Raw genomic sequence first — 17669 nt, forward strand, 5'->3', positions numbered from 1 at the left:
GATGGGAAAGCGGCACTTGGTGGAGTGGCTGGACGGCCATGAGGAAAAATTCGAAGAGCTTGCGCTGAGGATCTGGGAACAGCCTGAAGTCGCTTACACGGAGGCGTACGCCTCGAAGCTGCAAGCCGCCGTGCTGCGGGAAGCCGGATTCTCGCTCCGCTCCGGTATCGGGGGCGCCTCCACGGCGTTCGTTGCCGAGTTCGGCAGCGGAAAACCCGTCATCGGCATCCTCGGGGAATACGACGCGCTGCCCGGCTTGTCGCAGAAGGTGAGCGCCGAACGGGAAGCCCTCGTTCCGGGCGGACCCGGACACGGATGCGGACATAACCTGCTCGGCACGGCCGGTGTGGCCGCCGCCGTTGCTCTGAGCCGCCGCATCCGCGAAGAGAAGCTCCCGGGTACGATTCGGTATTATGGCTGCCCAGCCGAAGAGGTCATCTCGGGCAAAACGTTTATGGCCCGGGAAGGCGTGTTCGATGACCTCGATACGGCGCTCACGTGGCATCCCGGCAGCTCCAACATGCCGTGGAACGTGCCAACGTCGGCTCTTACATCGGTGGAGTTTTCTTTCAAAGGCCGGGCGTCCCATGCGGGAAGCTTCCCGCATTTGGGCCGCAGCGCGCTGGATGCCGTGGAGCTGACCAACGTCGGCGCCAATTATTTGCGGGAGCACGTGGTGGACGGTTCGCGGATTCAGTACACGATCACGAACGGCGGACAGGCTCCGAATATCGTGCCGGAAGACGCGAGTGTTTGGTATTTCCTGCGGGGCTCCAGCCGGGATCACGTCGACTTGCTGCTCCGGCGTTTGCAGAACATCGCCCGCGGAGCCGCTCTGATGACGGAAACCGAGGTGACGTGGGAGATTAAGGCGGGCGCCTACGATCTGAACGTCAACCATACGCTCAACGACCTGCTTTACCGGCAGAAGGATGAGGCGGGCCCGCTTTCGTTCACGGACGAAGATATCCGTCTGGCCTCCGCCCTCGCGGATACGCTGCCTCCGGACCTCCGGGAGTCGGCACTGAGGCGCCGGGAAGAGCTCGGACTTCCCGCCGGGGAACTGCTGCCGGCCGGGTTCGTGAACGTGAAGCCGGCGCCCAAAACCTTCGGCGGAGGCTCGACGGACGTCGGCGACGTCTCGTGGATTACGCCGGTCGGGCAGATCATCACCACGTGCGCGCCGTTTGGCGTGCAGGTGCATACGTGGCAGGCGACGGCGTCCTTCGGCTCGCCGATCGGCCTCAAAGGCATGCACCTTGCGTCCAAGCTCCTGGCGCTTGCGGCATACGAGCTGCTGACGGACGGCGGGGTGCTGCTGGCCGAGGCCAGGGCGGAGTTCCTGCGCGCCACGAACGGCCGCAGGTATGTGCCTGCCATACCCGGTGACGTTCAAGCGCCGGTGCTAGTCTGAATACTTCGGTGCCTGTCGGACACTTCGCACGGCTATCCCCCATGCGGGTGGTTCACCATGCGGCGCCTCATCGCGCATGGCGGGCCCGCGGGGCGGGAACTGCAAATTATATCCGAGGAGAGGTGAATGTATGCTGCCCGTGCTGGAAATCCACCGTCTTCAGACCGTTTTTAAGACGGGACAAGAAGAAGTAACGGCCGTAGATGAAGTCAGTTTTCAGCTTCTGCCCGGCGAAACGGTCGGGATAGTCGGCGAGTCCGGCAGCGGCAAAAGCGTGACGGCCCTGTCGGTCATGAGACTGCTGGGCAGAAGCGGCCGCATCGAGAAAGGGGACATCCTCTTCCAGGGAAGCAACTTGGCGCTGTCGTCGGATTCGGAGCTAAGACAGCTCCGGGGACGGGACATGTCGATGATTTTCCAGGAGCCGATGAGTTCGCTTAATCCGGTTTTTACGATCGGGGAACAGCTTCTGGAGGTTATCCGGCGGCATATGGATTTCTCCCGCAAAGAAGCGCGGGCCTATGCCATTGAAATGCTCGGAAAAGTAGGACTTCCCCGCGCCGAAGTCCTGATGAAATCGTACCCTCACGCGTTGTCCGGCGGCATGCGCCAGAGGGTCATGATTGCGATGGCGCTCGCTTGCAAGCCGAAGCTGTTGATCGCCGACGAGCCGACTACGGCGCTGGATGTGACCATCCAGGCTCAAATTCTGGAGCTGATGAAACAGCTTCGCGAAGAGAGCGGGGCCGCCATCCTGCTGATCACGCACGATCTGGGTGTCGTCGCCGAGATGGCGGACCGGGTCGTAGTGATGTATGCGGGCCAAATTGTGGAGGAGGCGGATGTTTTTACGCTGTTCCGCGAGCCTTTGCATCCGTATACGAGGGGGCTGCTCAACTCCATGCCCAGAATTAGCGGAGACGGCGGACAACTGGAGGCGATCCCGGGGACGGTGCCCTCCCTGAACCGCATGCCGGAAGGCTGCCGGTTTCATGCCCGGTGTGCGTGGGCTTCCGCCGTTTGCACGCGAGAGCAGCCGGAACTGACCGCTCTGGAGGGAGGCCGCCGGGTCCGGTGTTGGGTCTCCCAGGTGGAGGGAAGGCTGCCCGAAAAGCCGGTCCGCAAGGAGGCTGCCTTATGAGCGGCCGGCCTGAAGTAACTGCGGCGGACGATGTGCCTCTCCTTAAGGTCGAGCATCTTAAAACGTACTATCCCGTCAAAAGCGGCGTTTTCTCGCGTACGACAGGCTACGTCCGGGCGGTGGACGATGTAAGCCTGACGATCCGCAAAGGGGAGACACTGGGCCTTGTGGGAGAGTCCGGCTGCGGCAAATCGACGATCGGCCGTTCCATCGTGCGGCTGGAAAACCCGACTTCCGGGCGGATTCTTTTTCGGGACGAGGATATTACGACCAAGACCCGAAGGCAATTAAAGCCGGTAAGGACGCGGCTGCAAATTATTTTCCAAGATCCGTACTCCTCCCTGAATCCCCGCAAAAGAGTAAGCGAGCTGCTGTCCGAGCCGTTTATCGCCCACAACCTTGCGGATAAAAAAGACATTCCGGCGCGCGTCGGCCGTCTCCTGGAACTGGTCGGGCTTCCCCGCGGTTCGGGAAACCGGTTCCCGCATGAGTTCTCGGGAGGACAGCGGCAGAGAATCGGCATCGCCAGAGCGATTTCGTTTGAACCGGAGCTGATCGTGTGCGATGAGCCGGTTTCCGCTCTCGACGTGTCGATCCAGGCCCAGATTCTGAACCTGCTCGGCGATCTGCAGAAGGAATTGAAGCTGACCTATTTGTTCATCGCTCACGGGATAGGGGCGGTCAAGTACATCAGCACCCGGATCGCGGTCATGTATCTGGGTAAAATCGTTGAAATCGGAAGCAAAGAGGAGCTGTTCCGGAATCCGAAGCATCCGTATACCCGGATTTTGCTGAATGCGTATCCGCCGCCGGACCCGGAAGCGCGTTCGGCGGGCCGGATCTTGATCCGCGGCGATGTGCCGAGTCCGGAACATCCGCCGTCCGGCTGCCGGTTTCATACGCGCTGCCCGTATGTCCGGGACTTGTGCAGAACGGCCGAGCCGCCGCTGGGCGCCGAAGCTCATGCCGCCGCCTGTCATTTTCCGCTGGATGAACCGGCAGGTCACCTGTTTTGAAATCAGAGGATAACGAGCCGGCGGCAAGAGAAAGGAGGGAGCCTCGCTTATGCTTCCGTATACGATCCGGCGGATTCTGATTGCGGTTCCCGTATTATTCGGCATCACGGTCATTAATTTCTTCCTGATCAACATGGCTCCGGGCAACCCGGTCGACATGTTAATCGATCCGACGATGCCCAAGGAGCTGCTGGACGCGCGCAAAGAACTGCTGGGCCTTAACGATCCCCTGTGGATGCAGTATGCCAAGTGGCTCGGCGGCCTGCTGCACGGAGAACTGGGCTATTCGTTCAGCTCTTACGCCCCCGTAAGCACTTTGATCGCCGAAAGACTGGGGCCTACGCTGGGGCTTGCGGCGGCATCGCTGGCTCTCGGCCTGCTTATTGCCGTTCCCGTCGGCATTGTTAGCGCGGTCCGGCAAAATACGAAGTTTGATTATGTCATGACGGGGCTGTCCTTTGTCGGGACCTCGATCCCGCAGTTTTTTTTCGGACTCAGCCTGATTTATATTTTTGCCGTCCAGTTAAGAATTTTGCCGACGGGCGGAATGTACACGCTGGGAGCCGGCGGGGGCGTCTGGGATCTGATCCGTCATATGATTCTTCCGGTCTTTGTGCTCGGCGTTTTTATCGCCGGCAAGAAGGTCCGGTACGTGAGGGCGAGTATGCTTGACGTGCTGAAGCAGGATTATTTGCGGACCGCCCGGGCCAAAGGGCTGCATCCTTTTATCGTCACGAACAAGCATGCGCTCCGGAACGCGCTGATCCCGATGATTACCGTTATCGCGATGGAAATTCCTCTTCTGCTGGGAGGAAGCATTCTGATCGAGCAAATTTTCCAGTGGCCGGGGATCGGCCAGTTGACCATTCAATCGATACTTTCGAGGGATTATCCCACTCTTATGGGGCTGAATTTGGCGGCGGCTTGTATCGTTCTGGCAACGAATTTGTTGACCGATCTTCTGTATTCCGCAGCGGATCCGCGCATTCGTTACAATGGATAGGAGGTGGAAGTTGTGGCGCTGACCGAATGGAAACTGGGCGAAACGAATTTCCGCAACGGCACCGCAGAGACGGAAGCCGAGTCCGATTCGCCGCGGCCGTGGCGGCAGGCTTTACGGAAGTTCAGACGGCATAAGCTGGCCGCAGCCGGATCTGTCGTGACTCTGCTGCTGATTGCCGCGGCTCTGCTTGCTCCGGTTATCGTCCCGTATGATCCGAAGGAAGTGACGGGCGTTTTCTCGGCTGCTCCTTCCGCGGAGCATTGGCTGGGAACGGATCAGGTCGGCCGCGATGTATTCAGCCGATTGGTTTATGCGACCCGCGTTTCACTGATCGTCGGTTTCGCTTCGGTTTTTCTGTATGTGACATTCGGGACTCTGGTCGGTCTGATTTCGGGGTATTTCGGAGGCTGGCTGGATATGGCGATCATGCGGATAACGGACATGTTCATGGCGTTTCCGTTTCTTATGGTCATCCTGGTTGTCGTTGCTGTACTGGGCTCGGACATGCGTACGATCATTCTGGTTCTGGCTTTATTTTCGTGGCCGGGCGTCGCCCGTCTGGTCAGGGGAAGCGTCTTGACGATCAAACGGCTCGATTATGTCAGGGCAGGCATAGCCCTGGGCTACGGCACACCCCGTATCCTGCTGCAGCATGTCCTTCCGAACGCGGCCGGCCCCGTTATCGTCCAAGCTACGTTCGGCGTTGCTTCCGCCATTATGAGCGAGGCGGGACTCAGCTTCCTGGGCATGGGCGTCCAGCCGCCGACCGCCAGCTGGGGCAATATGCTCACGGACGCCCAGTCCCTGACCGTGCTGACGGAACAGCCTTGGCTCTGGATTCCGCCGGGCGCGATGATTCTGCTCCTCGTTCTGAGCATAAACTTTGTCGGGGACGGACTGCGCGATGCGCTGGATTCCCAGCCGTAATCGAGTGTATCCGCACGAGCCTCTCTTCCCGCCTCCGGCGGGAAAAGAGGCTTTTGGAGGATGTGCGCTGCCTCCCGCTTCCCGGAATTTCGGAGAAAAGGGCTTTTTGCGTTTCTTTTTGCGGCTATGCGTGTTTGCCGGTTTATTGGCTTTTAAAGGAGATTTCGGTAAACTGAGTGTACAAGAAGAAGCAAAATTGTTGCGGAGCAGGTGCACGGATGACGGGAATTCACATTCTTATTGCAGACGACGAGAAAGAAATCAGGGAGCTGCTGAAGACGTATTTGGAAAGAGAAACATACATGGCGGACACGGCTCATAACGGGGAAGAAGCGCTCCGGCTTGCGGAGGAACGCGATTACAGTTTAATCGTGCTGGATCTGATGATGCCGATAGTGGACGGGATCGAGGTGTGCAGAAGACTTCGCCAGACATCGAACGTGCCGATCCTGATGCTGACGGCCAAAGACCAGGAAGTGGATAAATTAGTCGGACTGAGCATCGGCGCCGACGATTACATCACCAAGCCGTTCAGTATTCACGAAGTGATCGCGAGGATCAAGGCGCATTTGCGGAGATACAAAGTGCTGGGCAGCGAAAACAGCGAGAATAGTCCGGCAGCGGAAACGGCTCTGACCTCCGGAGACTTGAAGCTGGACCCGAAGACTTTCACGCTGACCAAAGACGGAGAAGAGATCGCGTTAACGGCTAAAGAATTTGAGCTGCTGAAATTTTTTATGACGAACCCCGAACAAGTTTTCACCAAAACCCAGATTTTCCGCCAAGTCTGGAACAGCGATTATCTGGAAGACGATAACACCGTCATGGTCCATATCCGCAAGCTGCGGAAAAAAATCGAGGAAGATCCGTCCGATCCGAAAAGAATCGTAACGGTCTGGGGGATCGGCTACAAATTCGCGGGTGAGAGAATATGAAAAAAGATCCCGTTAAGCTGCTGGGCACGATCCATTTGATTTTACTGGCGGCTCTGGCCGGGCTTACGGCAGTCGGCACCCCGAGCGCCTTGACGAGCGGGGTGCTGTTTGCCGCGCTTTTTGCGTCCGCAGCGGGACTGCTCATGTCCAGATTCCGATATACCGCCAGACTCCGGGACATTAACCGTCAGTTGGCAAGGGCGCTTGAAGGCAACGTGAACACCCGGATTTTGGCGAACGACGATCCGGCTCTGAACGAAGTCATTTTCTCGGTCAATGAATTGATCGGACAACTGGACAAGCTCCAGGTTTATACCATAAAAACCGAAACGGGCCGCAAAAGGTTCCTCTCGAATATTTCGCACGATATCCGCACTCCGCTGACGTCCATCATCGGCTACATCGACGCTTTGAGAGACGGCGTGGCGGGAAGCGAGGAACAGAAGCGGCAGTATCTGGATGTGCTGGCCCGTAAATCCGGGGCCTTGAAGAAGCTCATCGACGAAGTGTTTCTGCTGGCCAAACTGGACGCGGACGAGCTCCGGCTTCAACCCGTCAGGCTTGATCTGGCCGAAACCGTACGCGAATCCGTCATCGAGTTCCTGCCGGAACTGCATCAAGCGGGGCTGGAGCTGGTTCTGCGGCTCCCCGAGGAAGCTTGTCCCGTTGTCGCGGACCGGGTCAGTCTTCTGCGGCTGCTGAATAATCTGATTCAAAACGCCGTCAAGCACGGAGCGGACGGGAATAAGCTGGGCCTGGAATTGTCCTCGGCGGAGGGGAAGTACTGCCTGACGGTCTGGGACAACGGAGCGGGTATTCCCGCAGAGGAGCTCGGCCTCGTCTTTGAACGGATGTACAGGACGGATGCGTCGAGAAGCCGGGCCGGCGGCGGGAGCGGTCTGGGGCTGGCGATTGCGAAAGCTCTCGCCGAGAAGCATGGAGGAACGCTGGGAGCGGACAGCGAGCGGGGCGTACGGACCGCTTTTTACCTGACCCTGCCGGAAACGGGCAAGGGGCTTCAGCCCGCGGACGACATTTTAAGAAACAATTAAGAACTTGTTAAGAGGCATTTAAAATCGGCTGCTTATCCTGAATAGAGACAGAGAAAAGAACCATACGGAGCAGGAGGGAACCATGAGCGCCATTATCAGAACAACGGGTTTGACCAAAACTTACGGAGACCAGAAAGCGGTGGACCGCTTGGATCTGACCGTGGGGCAGGGACAGATTTACGGTTTCCTGGGGCGCAACGGAGCGGGGAAAACGACCACCATCCGGATGCTGCTGGGGCTGATTAAGCCCACGGAAGGACAGATCGAACTATTCGGTGAAAATTTGTTCAAACACAAACGAAATCTTTTAAGAAGGGTCGGTTCAATCGTCGAACATTCGGGCTTTTACGAAAATTTGACCGGAGCCGAAAATCTCCTGATCAACGCGAGGCTGATGGGGGTCCACAAAAAGACGGCGATCCAGGACGCGCTTGAAATCGTTAGCCTCCACCAGGAACCGAAAAAGCTCGTCGGACAGTATTCGATGGGCATGAAGCAGCGTCTCGGCATAGCGAGAGCCGTCCTGCATCATCCCGAGCTTCTTATCCTGGACGAGCCGACGAACGGTCTCGATCCCATCGGGATCAAGGAAATCCGGAGGCTGATCAAATCGCTCGCCGAGGAAAGGAAAATGACGATCCTCATTTCCAGCCACATTTTGCCCGAAATCGAACAGTTAGCCGATCAGATCGGGATTGTTCACCAGGGTCGTCTCTTGGAGGAAATTTCCTTCGAAGAACTGCGTAAACGCAACCGCAAACATCTGGAGTTTCAGGTGTCGGACGACAATAAGGCGGCCATGCTGCTGGAAAAAGAGCTGGACATTCACGATTACGAAGTCCGGGGTGAAGGCAAAATCCGCGTCTATTCTCATATCGGCCGTCAAGCCGGTCTGAACCGGTTGTTCGTGGAGAACGGCATCGACGTTTCCCGCCTTACGATCAGTGAAGACAGGCTGGAGGATTATTTCATCAAGCTGATAGGAGGCGGAACGATTGGTTAATCTGCTGTATACCGAACTGCTCAAATTAAAACGCGCGAAAATGTTCCTGGTCAGCGTCATTGGAGCCGCCGCCGCGCCCGTCCTTATGTTTATCGGATTCCTTAACATGAAAAGCGAAAAACCGGAGACATCCGTCACGTACGAAATCTCCTTCTACAACACGAATATGTATGTGCTGCTGCTCAGCGGAACTCTGCTGTACGGTGTCATAACGGCTTACCTGTTCAACCGGGAATACGTGGAGGACACGCTCAAAAATCTGCTGACCATTCCCGTTTCGCGCACGAGCCTGCTTTTCAGCAAACTGCTTATGCTGCTGATCTGGATCATCGCGCTGACGCTGATATCCTGGGGATTTACGTTCGTATTCGGGCTGATTGGCGGATTCGACGGGCTCACGATCCACGTCATTCTGTACTCGCTGGGCCGGTATCTGATCGGAGCGGTCCTGCTCTTTCTGCTGTCGACCCCTTCGATTTTCGTGACGTTCTGGTTCAAAAACTATGTGCCGACCATAATTTTCACGGCCATTGCCACTATGGCGAACGTAGCTCTTGTAGATAAGAAGTACAGCGCTCTGTTTCCATGGTCGGCGGTTCACGTCGTCGCCAACAAAGCGTATGTGCCCGAATATCCGGTTCTGTACTCTGTCCTTGTCATTCTGGCTGCGTCAATCGCGGGTTTGGCGGCAACGATTATTTACTTTAACAAATCGGACATTCAATAAAAGGAGCATGCGGCTATGAATCTATGGGAAGTTTTTGCGGCGTTTATACTCGGACTGGTCGAAGGGCTTACGGAGTTTGCTCCGGTTTCTTCCACCGGCCATATGATTATCGTGGATGATGCCTGGTTTCAGACCAAGGATTTGTTTACTCCGCAGGCGGCCAACACGTTCAAGGTCGTCATTCAGCTCGGCTCTATACTGGCCGTAGTCGTTCTGATGCGGGACCGCTTTATGAACCTGCTCGGCTTGAAAAAACTGCCGGGTCAGGACGAGGGAGGTCCGCGCCTCAACCTTCTTCAAGTCATCGTGGGACTTATTCCTTTCGGCGTTCTGGGCGTTCTCTTCGAAGATTATATCGACGAGTACCTGTTCTCCACACGCACGGTCGTCATCGGGCTTGTACTCGGAGCCGTCCTGATGCTGGTTGCGGAATGGCGGCGGCCGGTCGTCCCTAAGACCGATACGGTGGACCGGCTGACGTATAAACAAGCGCTGGGTATGGGCTTGTTCCAGTGCCTTGCCATGTGGCCGGGCTTCTCCCGTTCGGGTTCCACAATATCCGGGGGAGTGCTTCTGGGGCTGAGCCACAGGGCGGCGGCCGATTTTACGTTTATTATGGCCGTTCCGATCATGGCCGGCGCAAGCTTTTTGAAGCTGCTCAAAAGCTGGGACTCGATTCCGGCGGAGGCCATCCCTTTCTTCGCCGTCGGCTTTGTAAGCGCCTTTGTGTTCGGCCTGATTTCCATCCGCTTCTTCCTGAAGCTGATCAACCGGATCAAGCTCGTTCCGTTCGCGATTTACCGGCTCGTGCTGGCGGCAGTCATTTACATGGTGCTGCTTTAAACGAAGCAAAATTTCGGTTGTTTTTTGTTTAAACCGGGTGATATGATCAAGGTAGTTTGGGAATAAACCTCCATTTATACATATTAGACAAGGAAGGAAAATCCAAAATGCCACTAATCGATCTGCCACTGGAAAAGCTGAAAGAGTATCAGGGACGAAATCCGCGACCGTCGGACTTCGACGAGTACTGGGAGCGCGCGCTGGCCGAGCTGGATTCCGTGGACCCTCAGGTGGAACTGGTTCCGTCGGACTTTAAAGTTCCTTACGCCGAGTGCTTCGACCTGTATTTTACCGGTGTAAAAGGGGCCCGGATTCACGCGAAATACGTGAAACCGAAATCGGACGGCAAACCGCATCCGGCGGTTCTTCAGTTTCACGGCTATACCGGCCATGCCGGAGACTGGCTGGAGCGGCTTCCGTACGCCGCGCTCGGCTATTCGGTAGCGGCGCTGGACGTGCGCGGTCAGGGCGGAAAGTCGCAGGATATCGGCGGGATTGCGGGCAATACGCATCACGGTCACATTATCCGCGGACTGGATGAGCATCCGGACGAGCTGCTGTTCCGCCATGTTTTCCTGGATACGGTCCGTCTGGCGCGGATCGTGATGGATTTCGAGGAAGTGGACGGCAGCCGCGTGGCCACGATGGGCGGATCGCAGGGCGGCGCGCTGGCGCTCGCTTGCGCGGCGTTGGAGCCGCGCATCCGCAAGGTCGCGGCCAACTTCCCGTTTCTGAGCGACTACAAACGCGTCTGGGAAATGGATCTGGCCAAGGACGCTTACGCGGAGCTGCGTACGTACTTCCGTTTCTTCGATCCTCAGCACAAGCGGGAAGACGAAGTGTTCTACAAGCTGGGCTATATCGACATTCAGCACTTGGCTTCCCGGATTACGGCGGATATTTTGTTCGGCATCGGCCTGATGGATACCGTATGCCCGCCGTCCACGCAGTATGCGGTGCTTAATAAATTGAAGGCGCCGGTACAGCTGGAGATCTACCCCGATTTTGCTCATGAAGGCCTTCCGGGGATGGGCGATAAACAATTTATGTTTTTGCAGCAGCTATAAAATGACCGCAAAGGCCGGGGATTTTTCCCTTGGCCTTTGTCGTGTTTCCGGCCTATAATCTGTAGTAAGTCAGACATCGTCGCGAATACATGAGGATGTTTGCAGGAAGTCGGGTACCATCATGGGAAATACGGAGGGGGTTCGCGATGACGGAGCTGAAACGTTGCCAGGAGCGGGCACTGGAGGCTATTGAGGCCAAAGCAGCGGCGGCGGAGCCGCATGCGAGGGAGAAGGCCGCGGAAATTTTGCGCGAGGCGGATTTCGGCGCTTTGTCCGCGGAAGAGCTGTGCGCAGCGGTTGTGGCCCGCTCCCGCGTCACGCTGAATTTTCACCCGGACCGGCTCATCGCGGGGGGCCTTACCGTTGCGGAAGGGCTGCTGCAGGACGGCGAATACCGGAGCCAGTTCGAAACGCGCATCTCCAGCGGCGGCCTGAGCGCTTATCCGGGCGGGGACCGCGACCGCTGGGAGCGAAGCCTGTTCGCGGGCGCGTATCAGGCGGAGAGCGTGCAGCCGTGCGACCGGCCGAAATACGGCGCGCTGAACGTGATGCGCTACGCGGACGGGGCGTCGCCGCGCTTCGGGTCCTGCCATTTCCGGCTGAAAGCCGGCGTCCTGGACCGGTGCACGTTTACCTGCGGGGACAGCCATGCGCAGCCGGAACATGCGGGCACCCGCAAGGTGTTTATGCCGGTGCTGGCGGCCCTGCTCGAAGAGGTGCGGACCACGGGCTCGGCGCTCGCTTCGGATGTGCCAGGTGCGGGGGCGTTTGCAGCCCGCTGTTTGAGCGCAGCGGAGCCTGCGAGCAAAGACGGGCTGCCCGGTCCGGGTGCCATCGGCGGAATAGGCCGCGCCCTCGACGCCTATATCGAAGCGCAGATACACGGGGCGATCCGCCTGGAGTCCGACGTGGACGCGCTCGTCGCGGACCCGTCGTTTCAAGGCACCGCCACCGGCGCGCAGCTTGGCGCGCTCTGCGAGGCTTACGGCATTCCGCTCTATTGGCATCCCGGCTTCCGGCTTGCCGCCGGATCGGTGCCGGAAGATTTCCGCGGACCCGTTATGCCTCCGCTTGCGCGGCGAGTCGCTGCGTCTTTCGGGGCGGGGGCGGCGTCTCCGGACGTGTTCGATGCGGCCGCGATCGGCAGAGCCGCGGCCAGCTTGCATCGTCAGCCGGAAGCATGGGCGGACTTCGGGACCCCGGCCGAGGTGCTTCAATATTTGAAGCAGCTTTGGCACGTGCTCGTCCGCTACGGCTGAACGCCGGGCGGGAAGGCTGCTTTGTCAAGGTAAAGCAACTGCGCGTTAAACCGGCAGCTTGCTTTTATTTTTCCCATTGGAGTAGAATGAGTAAAATTACTTGTTGAACAGGCTGAGAAGGAGAGAGTAAGCGGATTGACATTTATGACAGGAACGGACCGCCACCGACTGAGAGCGTCCGAGAAAATGTCCCCGCCGAAGTTCACTCCGGAGCCGGTGCCTGATGGACAGCCGCAAGCGGCTTTCTCTAGGGTTACCCGTATTCCCTTCGTTACAGGGCCGAAAGTGAGAGGACCGAACTTTTTTCATGCAGTCCGTTCTCTCGAATAAGGGTGGTACCACGACTTCTCGTCCCTTGCGGAGGAGAGGTCTTTTTTTATTTTCTGGACATAAAAAGGAGAGATTACGATGGCACAAGGAAATTTAGACGCACTGCGTGAACGGCTGGATACGATCAACGGGCAACTGCTGGAGCTGCTTTCGGAGCGGGCAGAGATCGTCCAGGAGATCGGTCAGGAGAAGGAACGCCAGGGAGTCCCGAAATTCGATCCCGTCCGCGAAAAGAAAATGCTCGATGAACTGGTGGCGCTCAATAAAGGCCCGTTCAGCCATGAGACGGTCCGGCATCTGTTCAAGCAGATTTTCAAGGCGTCGCTTAACTTGCAGGAGGAAGGCCAGAAGAAACATCTGCTCGTAAGCCGCAAAAACAAGAGTGAGGACACGATCGTCACGCTGGGTGACGGAATTTCGGTCGGAAACGGCAAGCCTGTCATGATCGCCGGCCCTTGTTCCGTCGAAAGCTACGAACAGGTCCGTCAAGTCGCGGCTGTACTGAAAGAAGCTGGTGTGACGGTCATGCGCGGAGGGGCGTTCAAACCCCGCACATCTCCTTACGATTTCCAGGGTCTTGGCATCGAAGGGCTGAAAATTCTTAAAGAAGTGGCCACCGAATTCGGCCTCAAAACGATCAGCGAAATCGTCGACCCGGCCCATATCGAAATCGCCTGCGATTACATCGATGTGATCCAGATCGGCGCGCGCAACATGCAGAACTTCGAGCTGCTTAAAGCGGCCGGAGACGTGCGCGTTCCCGTCCTGTTGAAGCGCGGTCTGGCGGCCACGCTCGATGAGTTCCTGAATGCGGCCGAGTACATCGTGTCCCGGGGCAACACGCAGGTAATGCTGATCGAGAGAGGGATCCGCACCTACGAGAAAGCGACGCGCAACACGCTCGACATTTCGGCCGTGCCGATCCTCAAGCAGGAGAGCCATCTGCCGGTGCTTGTCGACGTCACCCACTCCACGGGACGCAAAGATATTTTGGCGCCCTGTGCGAAAGCGGCGCTTGCCGCAGGGGCGGACGGCGTAATGGTCGAAGTCCATCCGGACCCGGCTACCGCCCTTTCCGACGCTGCGCAGCAGCTGAATTTCAAGGAATTCGGAGACTTCTACAAAACGGTAACGGAGTCCGGCCTGTTTTAAGTATCCCGAGTCCGCATGGCGGGCAGTTATAAAAAGAACCGGCACAGCTCCTTCTTTTCTCGGAAAGAAGGGCCGGCCGGTTCTTTTTTTTTAAACGAGACGGTAATCGTCTATTTTCTCGCCGTCTTCCCAAATTTCCAGGAACAGCGCATCGCAATCTTCGAAATCTTCCGGTTTAAACGCCATGGCTTTCTCTTCGTCCGGCGTCACGCACACATTCTCCGTACTCTCTCCGTTAAACGCGAGAACCGCATAAATCTTCATCGTGCATTCTCCTTCTTATGAGCTTAGTGTCCTCCTGCCATTATAAATTTCTTGATCGTTTTAAGCAAAAGTAAAGAGGGATGCTTGATTGTATTAGTTACTTGGGACGCGAGTAGATCAGGCCCATTTTATATTCCGGCTCTGTCAGCGTGCCCTCATTAGTAAAGAGCAAGGAGGCTTTGTAGGTATCGGCCTCGAATTGGTTGAAAATCGCTAAGTTTTCCGATCCCATAGCCATTTCGATCATACCTCTGCGGTCCTCCCCGTAGATTTGTTTATAAAAGGATTCCGCAAGATCTTCCGACCATATCATGTAGTCTTCGTCGTTTTGCCGATAAAAGGAGGACAGTGTCCCGGAGATCTCCCCGTACATATCGTAAATCTCGTCATAGGTAGAAGACAAAACGGGAAGATAAGCGACTTCCGTTAATCCGGAGGAGTTGAACTTGAAAGCCAATTGGCTGTCGTTTTCCTCTACAAACCGATTGTGATAGATCACGAAATCGTAACCGTCTTTGTCGCCGGTGTATTGGATGTACGGCTTTTGATTCAGCGTAGCCTGCACCTCGGCGGGACTCATTCCCCAAGTCCAATTAAAATATGGATCGCTCACCTTAGAGCTGTCGACTGATCCGCGTTCCGCGCCGCTGCGGATAACGATTTGCCGTGCGGATTCGTTCCAAATCACTTGATTGCCTGTCGCTTCGCCGATAAATCTCAAGGGGACGACTGTATTGCCGTCCACATTCGCCGGGGCCGCCTCCAAAACCTTGGTTTCGCCATTAACGGCTGCATTTTTGTTGTTTATTTGCAAGACGATAGACAGCCCGTCTTTTCGGCCCGTAACGGTGTTGGTTTTGGAGTCCCACTCTACGGTTAGGCCCAGTTCTTCAAAAATAGGACGAAATTGGACGAGAGTTACCCCCGATTCAATCGCGGGCTCGACGTCGAAATGCACCCGCTCGTTTTGTATAAAAACTTTAACAGGGTCATTGGCAAAAACGTTGGCGGGCATTGCGAACGAAGCCGCAAGCAGGGCGGACAAAAGTGCGGTTTTTGTTTTCCGGTTCAAAATAAGTATCCCCTTTTCTTATGTAAAAATCTTCCGTAATCGTCTCATAGTTAGATAGGACTTTCAACCTATATTTTGGAAATGAAATAGATTATTACACGATTTTATACGCTTATTTAAAAAAACAAAACAATTATAATTATTTTTTCCCAGTGGTATGGATTGACAATTTGCCGTAGCAGACCGTATGATGGGTACAATTATTCGAAAGGAGGCCGGAAACAATGACATTTACCATCTCCCGCACTCAATTGAACAGAGAAGTCCATTTCACCGGTCTCGACGGGATCATGTGAAAGTTGGTCAGGCGCATGTTTTCCGCATGCCGTCCTGAATAACCGTGCTGCAGACAGCCATGGACGCGAGGTCCATGGTTTTTTTGCATTTATTTTTTATCAAGTTTCTCAATCAAGAAAGGAAGTCTATCTATGAAAGAAAACTACTACCGCCAGGTTAAACTGCCCTCGGGGATCGTACACGTGTACGCCGGACCGTCCTTGTATGAGGCGCTGGATTATAAAGTATTCGAAATGGCAAACAACAATTTGCAAATCCCGAACGGGGTTTATATGAGTTATACACCGGACGTTCACGTCGGAGTCGGCACCTGCATCGGCACTACGGCCGTCTGGAACAGTGAGGACGGGTATGTATCCCCCTCCATCGTGGGGAGCGATATCGGCTGCGGCATGAGGGTTCATCTGACGAATTTGCACAAGGACGAACTGAAGGATTTGAAGCTGCGGAAGAAGCTGGTGCGCACGATTGAGAAGTACTTGCCCGTCGATTCCCATACCCGTGGACATTTTTCCGATATTCGTTTGGAGACGGTGGTGAAAAAAGGGCTTCACGGCCTTCCGAAAAAGTACATCCCCGACGGCTATACGCCGCGTAAAGCCAAATCGCTGACTCACGTGGAATCGAGCCGCTTCGGTTTTGACGAGAATTCGCTGAACCGGCTGCCGGAAAACGTCTGGCACCGTTCTCATCGCCAGCTCGGAACGCTGGGGGGAGGCAATCATTTCGCCGAAATCCAGTCGGTTGAAATTGCGGAAGAAAACCGGGGGACAGCGGAAGCATGGGGGTTGTTTGACGGTCAGGTCATCGTCATGATCCATTCCGGATCGCGTGCGTGGGGCGGATCGGTCAGCCAGTTGTGCGGAAGCGACATCAAACGAATGATGCGGGCCGAAGGTATGGGGACAGCCGATCCTAATCTGCTGTTCGCCTCCTTGGATCACCCTTTGGCCGTACAGTATACGGATCTGATGTATTCGGCACTGAACTATGCGGTCGTAAATCGTCATCTTATCGCGTATGCCATCCGGGAAGCCGGCAAAGACGTATTCGGTTCCAAATTCGAGTTGGCCACCCTCTACGATCTGATGCATAACTACGCTTGGGAGGAAGATACGGAAGATGAAGGCCGCCGGGTATTCGTCCACCGCAAGGGGGCTACGCGCGCGCTTCCCGCAAATCATCCGGATAATCCCGAGCCTTACGCTTCGACGGGCCACCCCGCGTTAATTCCGGGCTCGATGGGAACTTCTTCTTATATTATGGTGGGTTCGGACGGAGGAAAAGCCAATTATCATTCCATCTGCCACGGAGCGGGGCGCATCCGGTCCCGAAGCGCTACGAAAAGGCTCGTAACCGTAGATGAATTTTCCGCCAGTATGCGCGTGGGTACGGAGGACGAGGTCGTCGTGAACCAGCGTTCCCTCGAATCGATTCTCGACGAATCGCCGCAGGCCTACAAGGATGTGGATCAAATTATCGAAAGCGTCGTCGGCGCGGGCCTCGCGTCCGTTGTTGCCAAGTGCAGGCCGATGGCTGTCATAAAAGGAGTTTGATAAAGATGCAGGCATCAAAGAAAGATACACGCTTAAGCAAGCTGATGAGCAAAATGTTGCGACACTCGCCGGGAGATTTCGGACTTGTTCTCGACGGAGAGGGTTTCTGCTCTCTGGGGGATTTTTTGACTGCTTTGAATCGTGTGTCCGGTTTCGAAGATGTTCGTCCCGAAGACATTCAAAGAGTAGTCCGCGAATGCGAAAAACAGCGGTTCGAGATTGCGGAGGACTATATCCGGGCCAGATACGGGCACAGTCATGAACGAATTACGTACGAGGCGGCCGAACCTCCTTCTGTCCTTTATCACGGAACGAACCGGAAGGCCGTTGCCCTAATTATGGCCGAGGGGCTCCTGCCCATGTCCCGCCAATACGTGCACCTGTCCGAAGGGCTGCATTTCGCTGCTTTAGCGGGAAAGAGGAGAGGAGAACTCGTCATTCTCGAGGTGGATACAGCCCTCGCCGGACATAAAGGCGTCCGGTTTTATTACGCCGGGAACGAAGTATGGCTGGCGGACCGGATTCCGGCCGAATGCTGCCGTCCGATTGCCGATCAATAATCGTTATCAGTCGGTCCTGCAGGGTGGAGTTTATTCAATAAGCGTGCTAAC

17 protein-coding genes are annotated in these 17669 nt (G+C 56.1%); 15 read left to right on the plus strand and 2 right to left on the minus strand.

What is annotated here, in order from left to right:
* Position 1 precedes the first annotated feature (1 nt).
* The 13 genes from HMPREF1207_RS25800 to HMPREF1207_RS25860 all read left to right on the plus strand — a co-directional run bounded on the left by HMPREF1207_RS25800 (position 2) and on the right by HMPREF1207_RS25860 (position 13869).
* Positions 2 to 1414, plus strand: a complete 1413-nt coding sequence (locus tag HMPREF1207_RS25800; protein ID WP_009673546.1) for an amidohydrolase — start codon at positions 2 to 4, stop codon at positions 1412 to 1414.
* 130 nt (positions 1415 to 1544) lie between these two features.
* A complete protein-coding gene (locus HMPREF1207_RS25805; protein ID WP_009673681.1) occupies positions 1545 to 2555 on the plus strand; it encodes an ABC transporter ATP-binding protein in 1011 nt (336 codons plus the stop codon).
* Positions 2552 to 3571: an ABC transporter ATP-binding protein gene (locus HMPREF1207_RS25810; RefSeq protein ID WP_009673830.1), complete on the plus strand. Its 1020-nt coding sequence runs from the start codon at positions 2552 to 2554 to the stop codon at positions 3569 to 3571. Before HMPREF1207_RS25805 ends, HMPREF1207_RS25810 begins: the two co-directional genes overlap by 4 nt.
* A gap of 49 nt (positions 3572 to 3620) precedes the next feature.
* Complete coding sequence (locus tag HMPREF1207_RS25815; RefSeq protein ID WP_009673884.1) at positions 3621 to 4574, plus strand: ABC transporter permease; 954 nt, start codon at positions 3621 to 3623, stop codon at positions 4572 to 4574.
* Between the two features lie 12 nt (positions 4575 to 4586).
* Positions 4587 to 5501 carry an oligopeptide ABC transporter permease gene (gene opp4C, locus HMPREF1207_RS25820; RefSeq protein ID WP_009673829.1) on the plus strand — a complete coding sequence of 305 codons (915 nt, stop codon included), beginning with the start codon at positions 4587 to 4589 and terminating at the stop codon, positions 5499 to 5501.
* 218 nt (positions 5502 to 5719) lie between these two features.
* Positions 5720 to 6436: a response regulator transcription factor gene (locus HMPREF1207_RS25825; RefSeq protein WP_009673676.1), complete on the plus strand. Its 717-nt coding sequence runs from the start codon at positions 5720 to 5722 to the stop codon at positions 6434 to 6436.
* Positions 6433 to 7488 (plus strand): sensor histidine kinase, encoded by a 1056-nt coding sequence (locus HMPREF1207_RS25830; protein ID WP_009673542.1) that lies wholly within the window; start codon positions 6433 to 6435, stop codon positions 7486 to 7488. The genes HMPREF1207_RS25825 and HMPREF1207_RS25830 overlap by 4 nt, the downstream gene beginning before the upstream one ends.
* Before the next feature lie 82 nt (positions 7489 to 7570).
* Positions 7571 to 8491, plus strand: coding sequence for an ABC transporter ATP-binding protein (locus tag HMPREF1207_RS25835; RefSeq protein WP_009673757.1), 921 nt, complete (start codon positions 7571 to 7573; stop codon positions 8489 to 8491).
* Entirely contained in the window at positions 8484 to 9218 is a 735-nt protein-coding gene (locus tag HMPREF1207_RS25840; protein WP_009673672.1) for an ABC transporter permease, read from the plus strand. Before HMPREF1207_RS25835 ends, HMPREF1207_RS25840 begins: the two co-directional genes overlap by 8 nt.
* A gap of 15 nt (positions 9219 to 9233) precedes the next feature.
* Positions 9234 to 10061, plus strand: a complete 828-nt coding sequence (locus HMPREF1207_RS25845) for an undecaprenyl-diphosphate phosphatase (protein ID WP_009673709.1) — start codon at positions 9234 to 9236, stop codon at positions 10059 to 10061.
* 107 nt (positions 10062 to 10168) lie between these two features.
* Positions 10169 to 11128 carry an alpha/beta fold hydrolase gene (locus HMPREF1207_RS25850; RefSeq protein ID WP_009673827.1) on the plus strand — a complete coding sequence of 320 codons (960 nt, stop codon included), beginning with the start codon at positions 10169 to 10171 and terminating at the stop codon, positions 11126 to 11128.
* Positions 11129 to 11274: 146 nt separating this feature from the next.
* Positions 11275 to 12387, plus strand: a complete 1113-nt coding sequence (locus HMPREF1207_RS25855; RefSeq protein ID WP_009673846.1) for a DUF3626 domain-containing protein — start codon at positions 11275 to 11277, stop codon at positions 12385 to 12387.
* Positions 12388 to 12795: 408 nt separating this feature from the next.
* On the plus strand, positions 12796 to 13869 hold the full coding sequence (locus HMPREF1207_RS25860; RefSeq protein ID WP_009673818.1) for a bifunctional 3-deoxy-7-phosphoheptulonate synthase/chorismate mutase: 1074 nt from the start codon (positions 12796 to 12798) through the stop codon (positions 13867 to 13869).
* Between the two features lie 90 nt (positions 13870 to 13959).
* Here HMPREF1207_RS25860 and HMPREF1207_RS30025 read toward each other — a convergent pair whose 3' ends face one another.
* Positions 13960 to 14133: a hypothetical protein gene (locus tag HMPREF1207_RS30025; RefSeq protein WP_009673705.1), complete on the minus strand. Its 174-nt coding sequence runs from the start codon at positions 14131 to 14133 to the stop codon at positions 13960 to 13962.
* A gap of 97 nt (positions 14134 to 14230) precedes the next feature.
* A complete protein-coding gene (locus tag HMPREF1207_RS28555; protein ID WP_009673596.1) occupies positions 14231 to 15205 on the minus strand; it encodes a copper amine oxidase N-terminal domain-containing protein in 975 nt (324 codons plus the stop codon).
* 428 nt (positions 15206 to 15633) lie between these two features.
* Between HMPREF1207_RS28555 and HMPREF1207_RS25870 the strand changes: the two genes are divergently transcribed.
* Complete coding sequence (locus HMPREF1207_RS25870) at positions 15634 to 17058, plus strand: RtcB family protein (RefSeq protein ID WP_009673871.1); 1425 nt, start codon at positions 15634 to 15636, stop codon at positions 17056 to 17058.
* A 5-nt stretch (positions 17059 to 17063) separates the two neighbouring features.
* A complete protein-coding gene (locus tag HMPREF1207_RS25875; RefSeq protein ID WP_009673781.1) occupies positions 17064 to 17618 on the plus strand; it encodes an RNA 2'-phosphotransferase in 555 nt (184 codons plus the stop codon).
* Positions 17619 to 17669 lie beyond the last annotated feature (51 nt).

It is taken from the genome of Paenibacillus sp. HGH0039 (assembly GCF_000411255.1).
Taxonomy (GTDB): domain Bacteria; phylum Bacillota; class Bacilli; order Paenibacillales; family NBRC-103111; genus Paenibacillus_F.

Coding starts and splice junctions, on each gene's coding strand:
- HMPREF1207_RS25815 (WP_009673884.1), top strand. CDS start 3,621: ATGCTTCCGTATACGATCCGGCGGATTCTGATTGCGGTTCCCGTATTA.
- HMPREF1207_RS25810 (WP_009673830.1), top strand. CDS start 2,552: ATGAGCGGCCGGCCTGAAGTAACTGCGGCGGACGATGTGCCTCTCCTT.
- HMPREF1207_RS25855 (WP_009673846.1), top strand. CDS start 11,275: ATGACGGAGCTGAAACGTTGCCAGGAGCGGGCACTGGAGGCTATTGAG.
- HMPREF1207_RS25835 (WP_009673757.1), top strand. CDS start 7,571: ATGAGCGCCATTATCAGAACAACGGGTTTGACCAAAACTTACGGAGAC.
- HMPREF1207_RS25805 (WP_009673681.1), top strand. CDS start 1,545: ATGCTGCCCGTGCTGGAAATCCACCGTCTTCAGACCGTTTTTAAGACG.
- HMPREF1207_RS25825 (WP_009673676.1), top strand. CDS start 5,720: ATGACGGGAATTCACATTCTTATTGCAGACGACGAGAAAGAAATCAGG.
- HMPREF1207_RS25875 (WP_009673781.1), top strand. CDS start 17,064: ATGCAGGCATCAAAGAAAGATACACGCTTAAGCAAGCTGATGAGCAAA.
- HMPREF1207_RS25870 (WP_009673871.1), top strand. CDS start 15,634: ATGAAAGAAAACTACTACCGCCAGGTTAAACTGCCCTCGGGGATCGTA.
- HMPREF1207_RS25800 (WP_009673546.1), top strand. CDS start 2: ATGGGAAAGCGGCACTTGGTGGAGTGGCTGGACGGCCATGAGGAAAAA.
- HMPREF1207_RS25860 (WP_009673818.1), top strand. CDS start 12,796: ATGGCACAAGGAAATTTAGACGCACTGCGTGAACGGCTGGATACGATC.
- HMPREF1207_RS25830 (WP_009673542.1), top strand. CDS start 6,433: ATGAAAAAAGATCCCGTTAAGCTGCTGGGCACGATCCATTTGATTTTA.
- HMPREF1207_RS25850 (WP_009673827.1), top strand. CDS start 10,169: ATGCCACTAATCGATCTGCCACTGGAAAAGCTGAAAGAGTATCAGGGA.
- HMPREF1207_RS30025 (WP_009673705.1), bottom strand. CDS start 14,133: ATGAAGATTTATGCGGTTCTCGCGTTTAACGGAGAGAGTACGGAGAAT.
- HMPREF1207_RS25845 (WP_009673709.1), top strand. CDS start 9,234: ATGAATCTATGGGAAGTTTTTGCGGCGTTTATACTCGGACTGGTCGAA.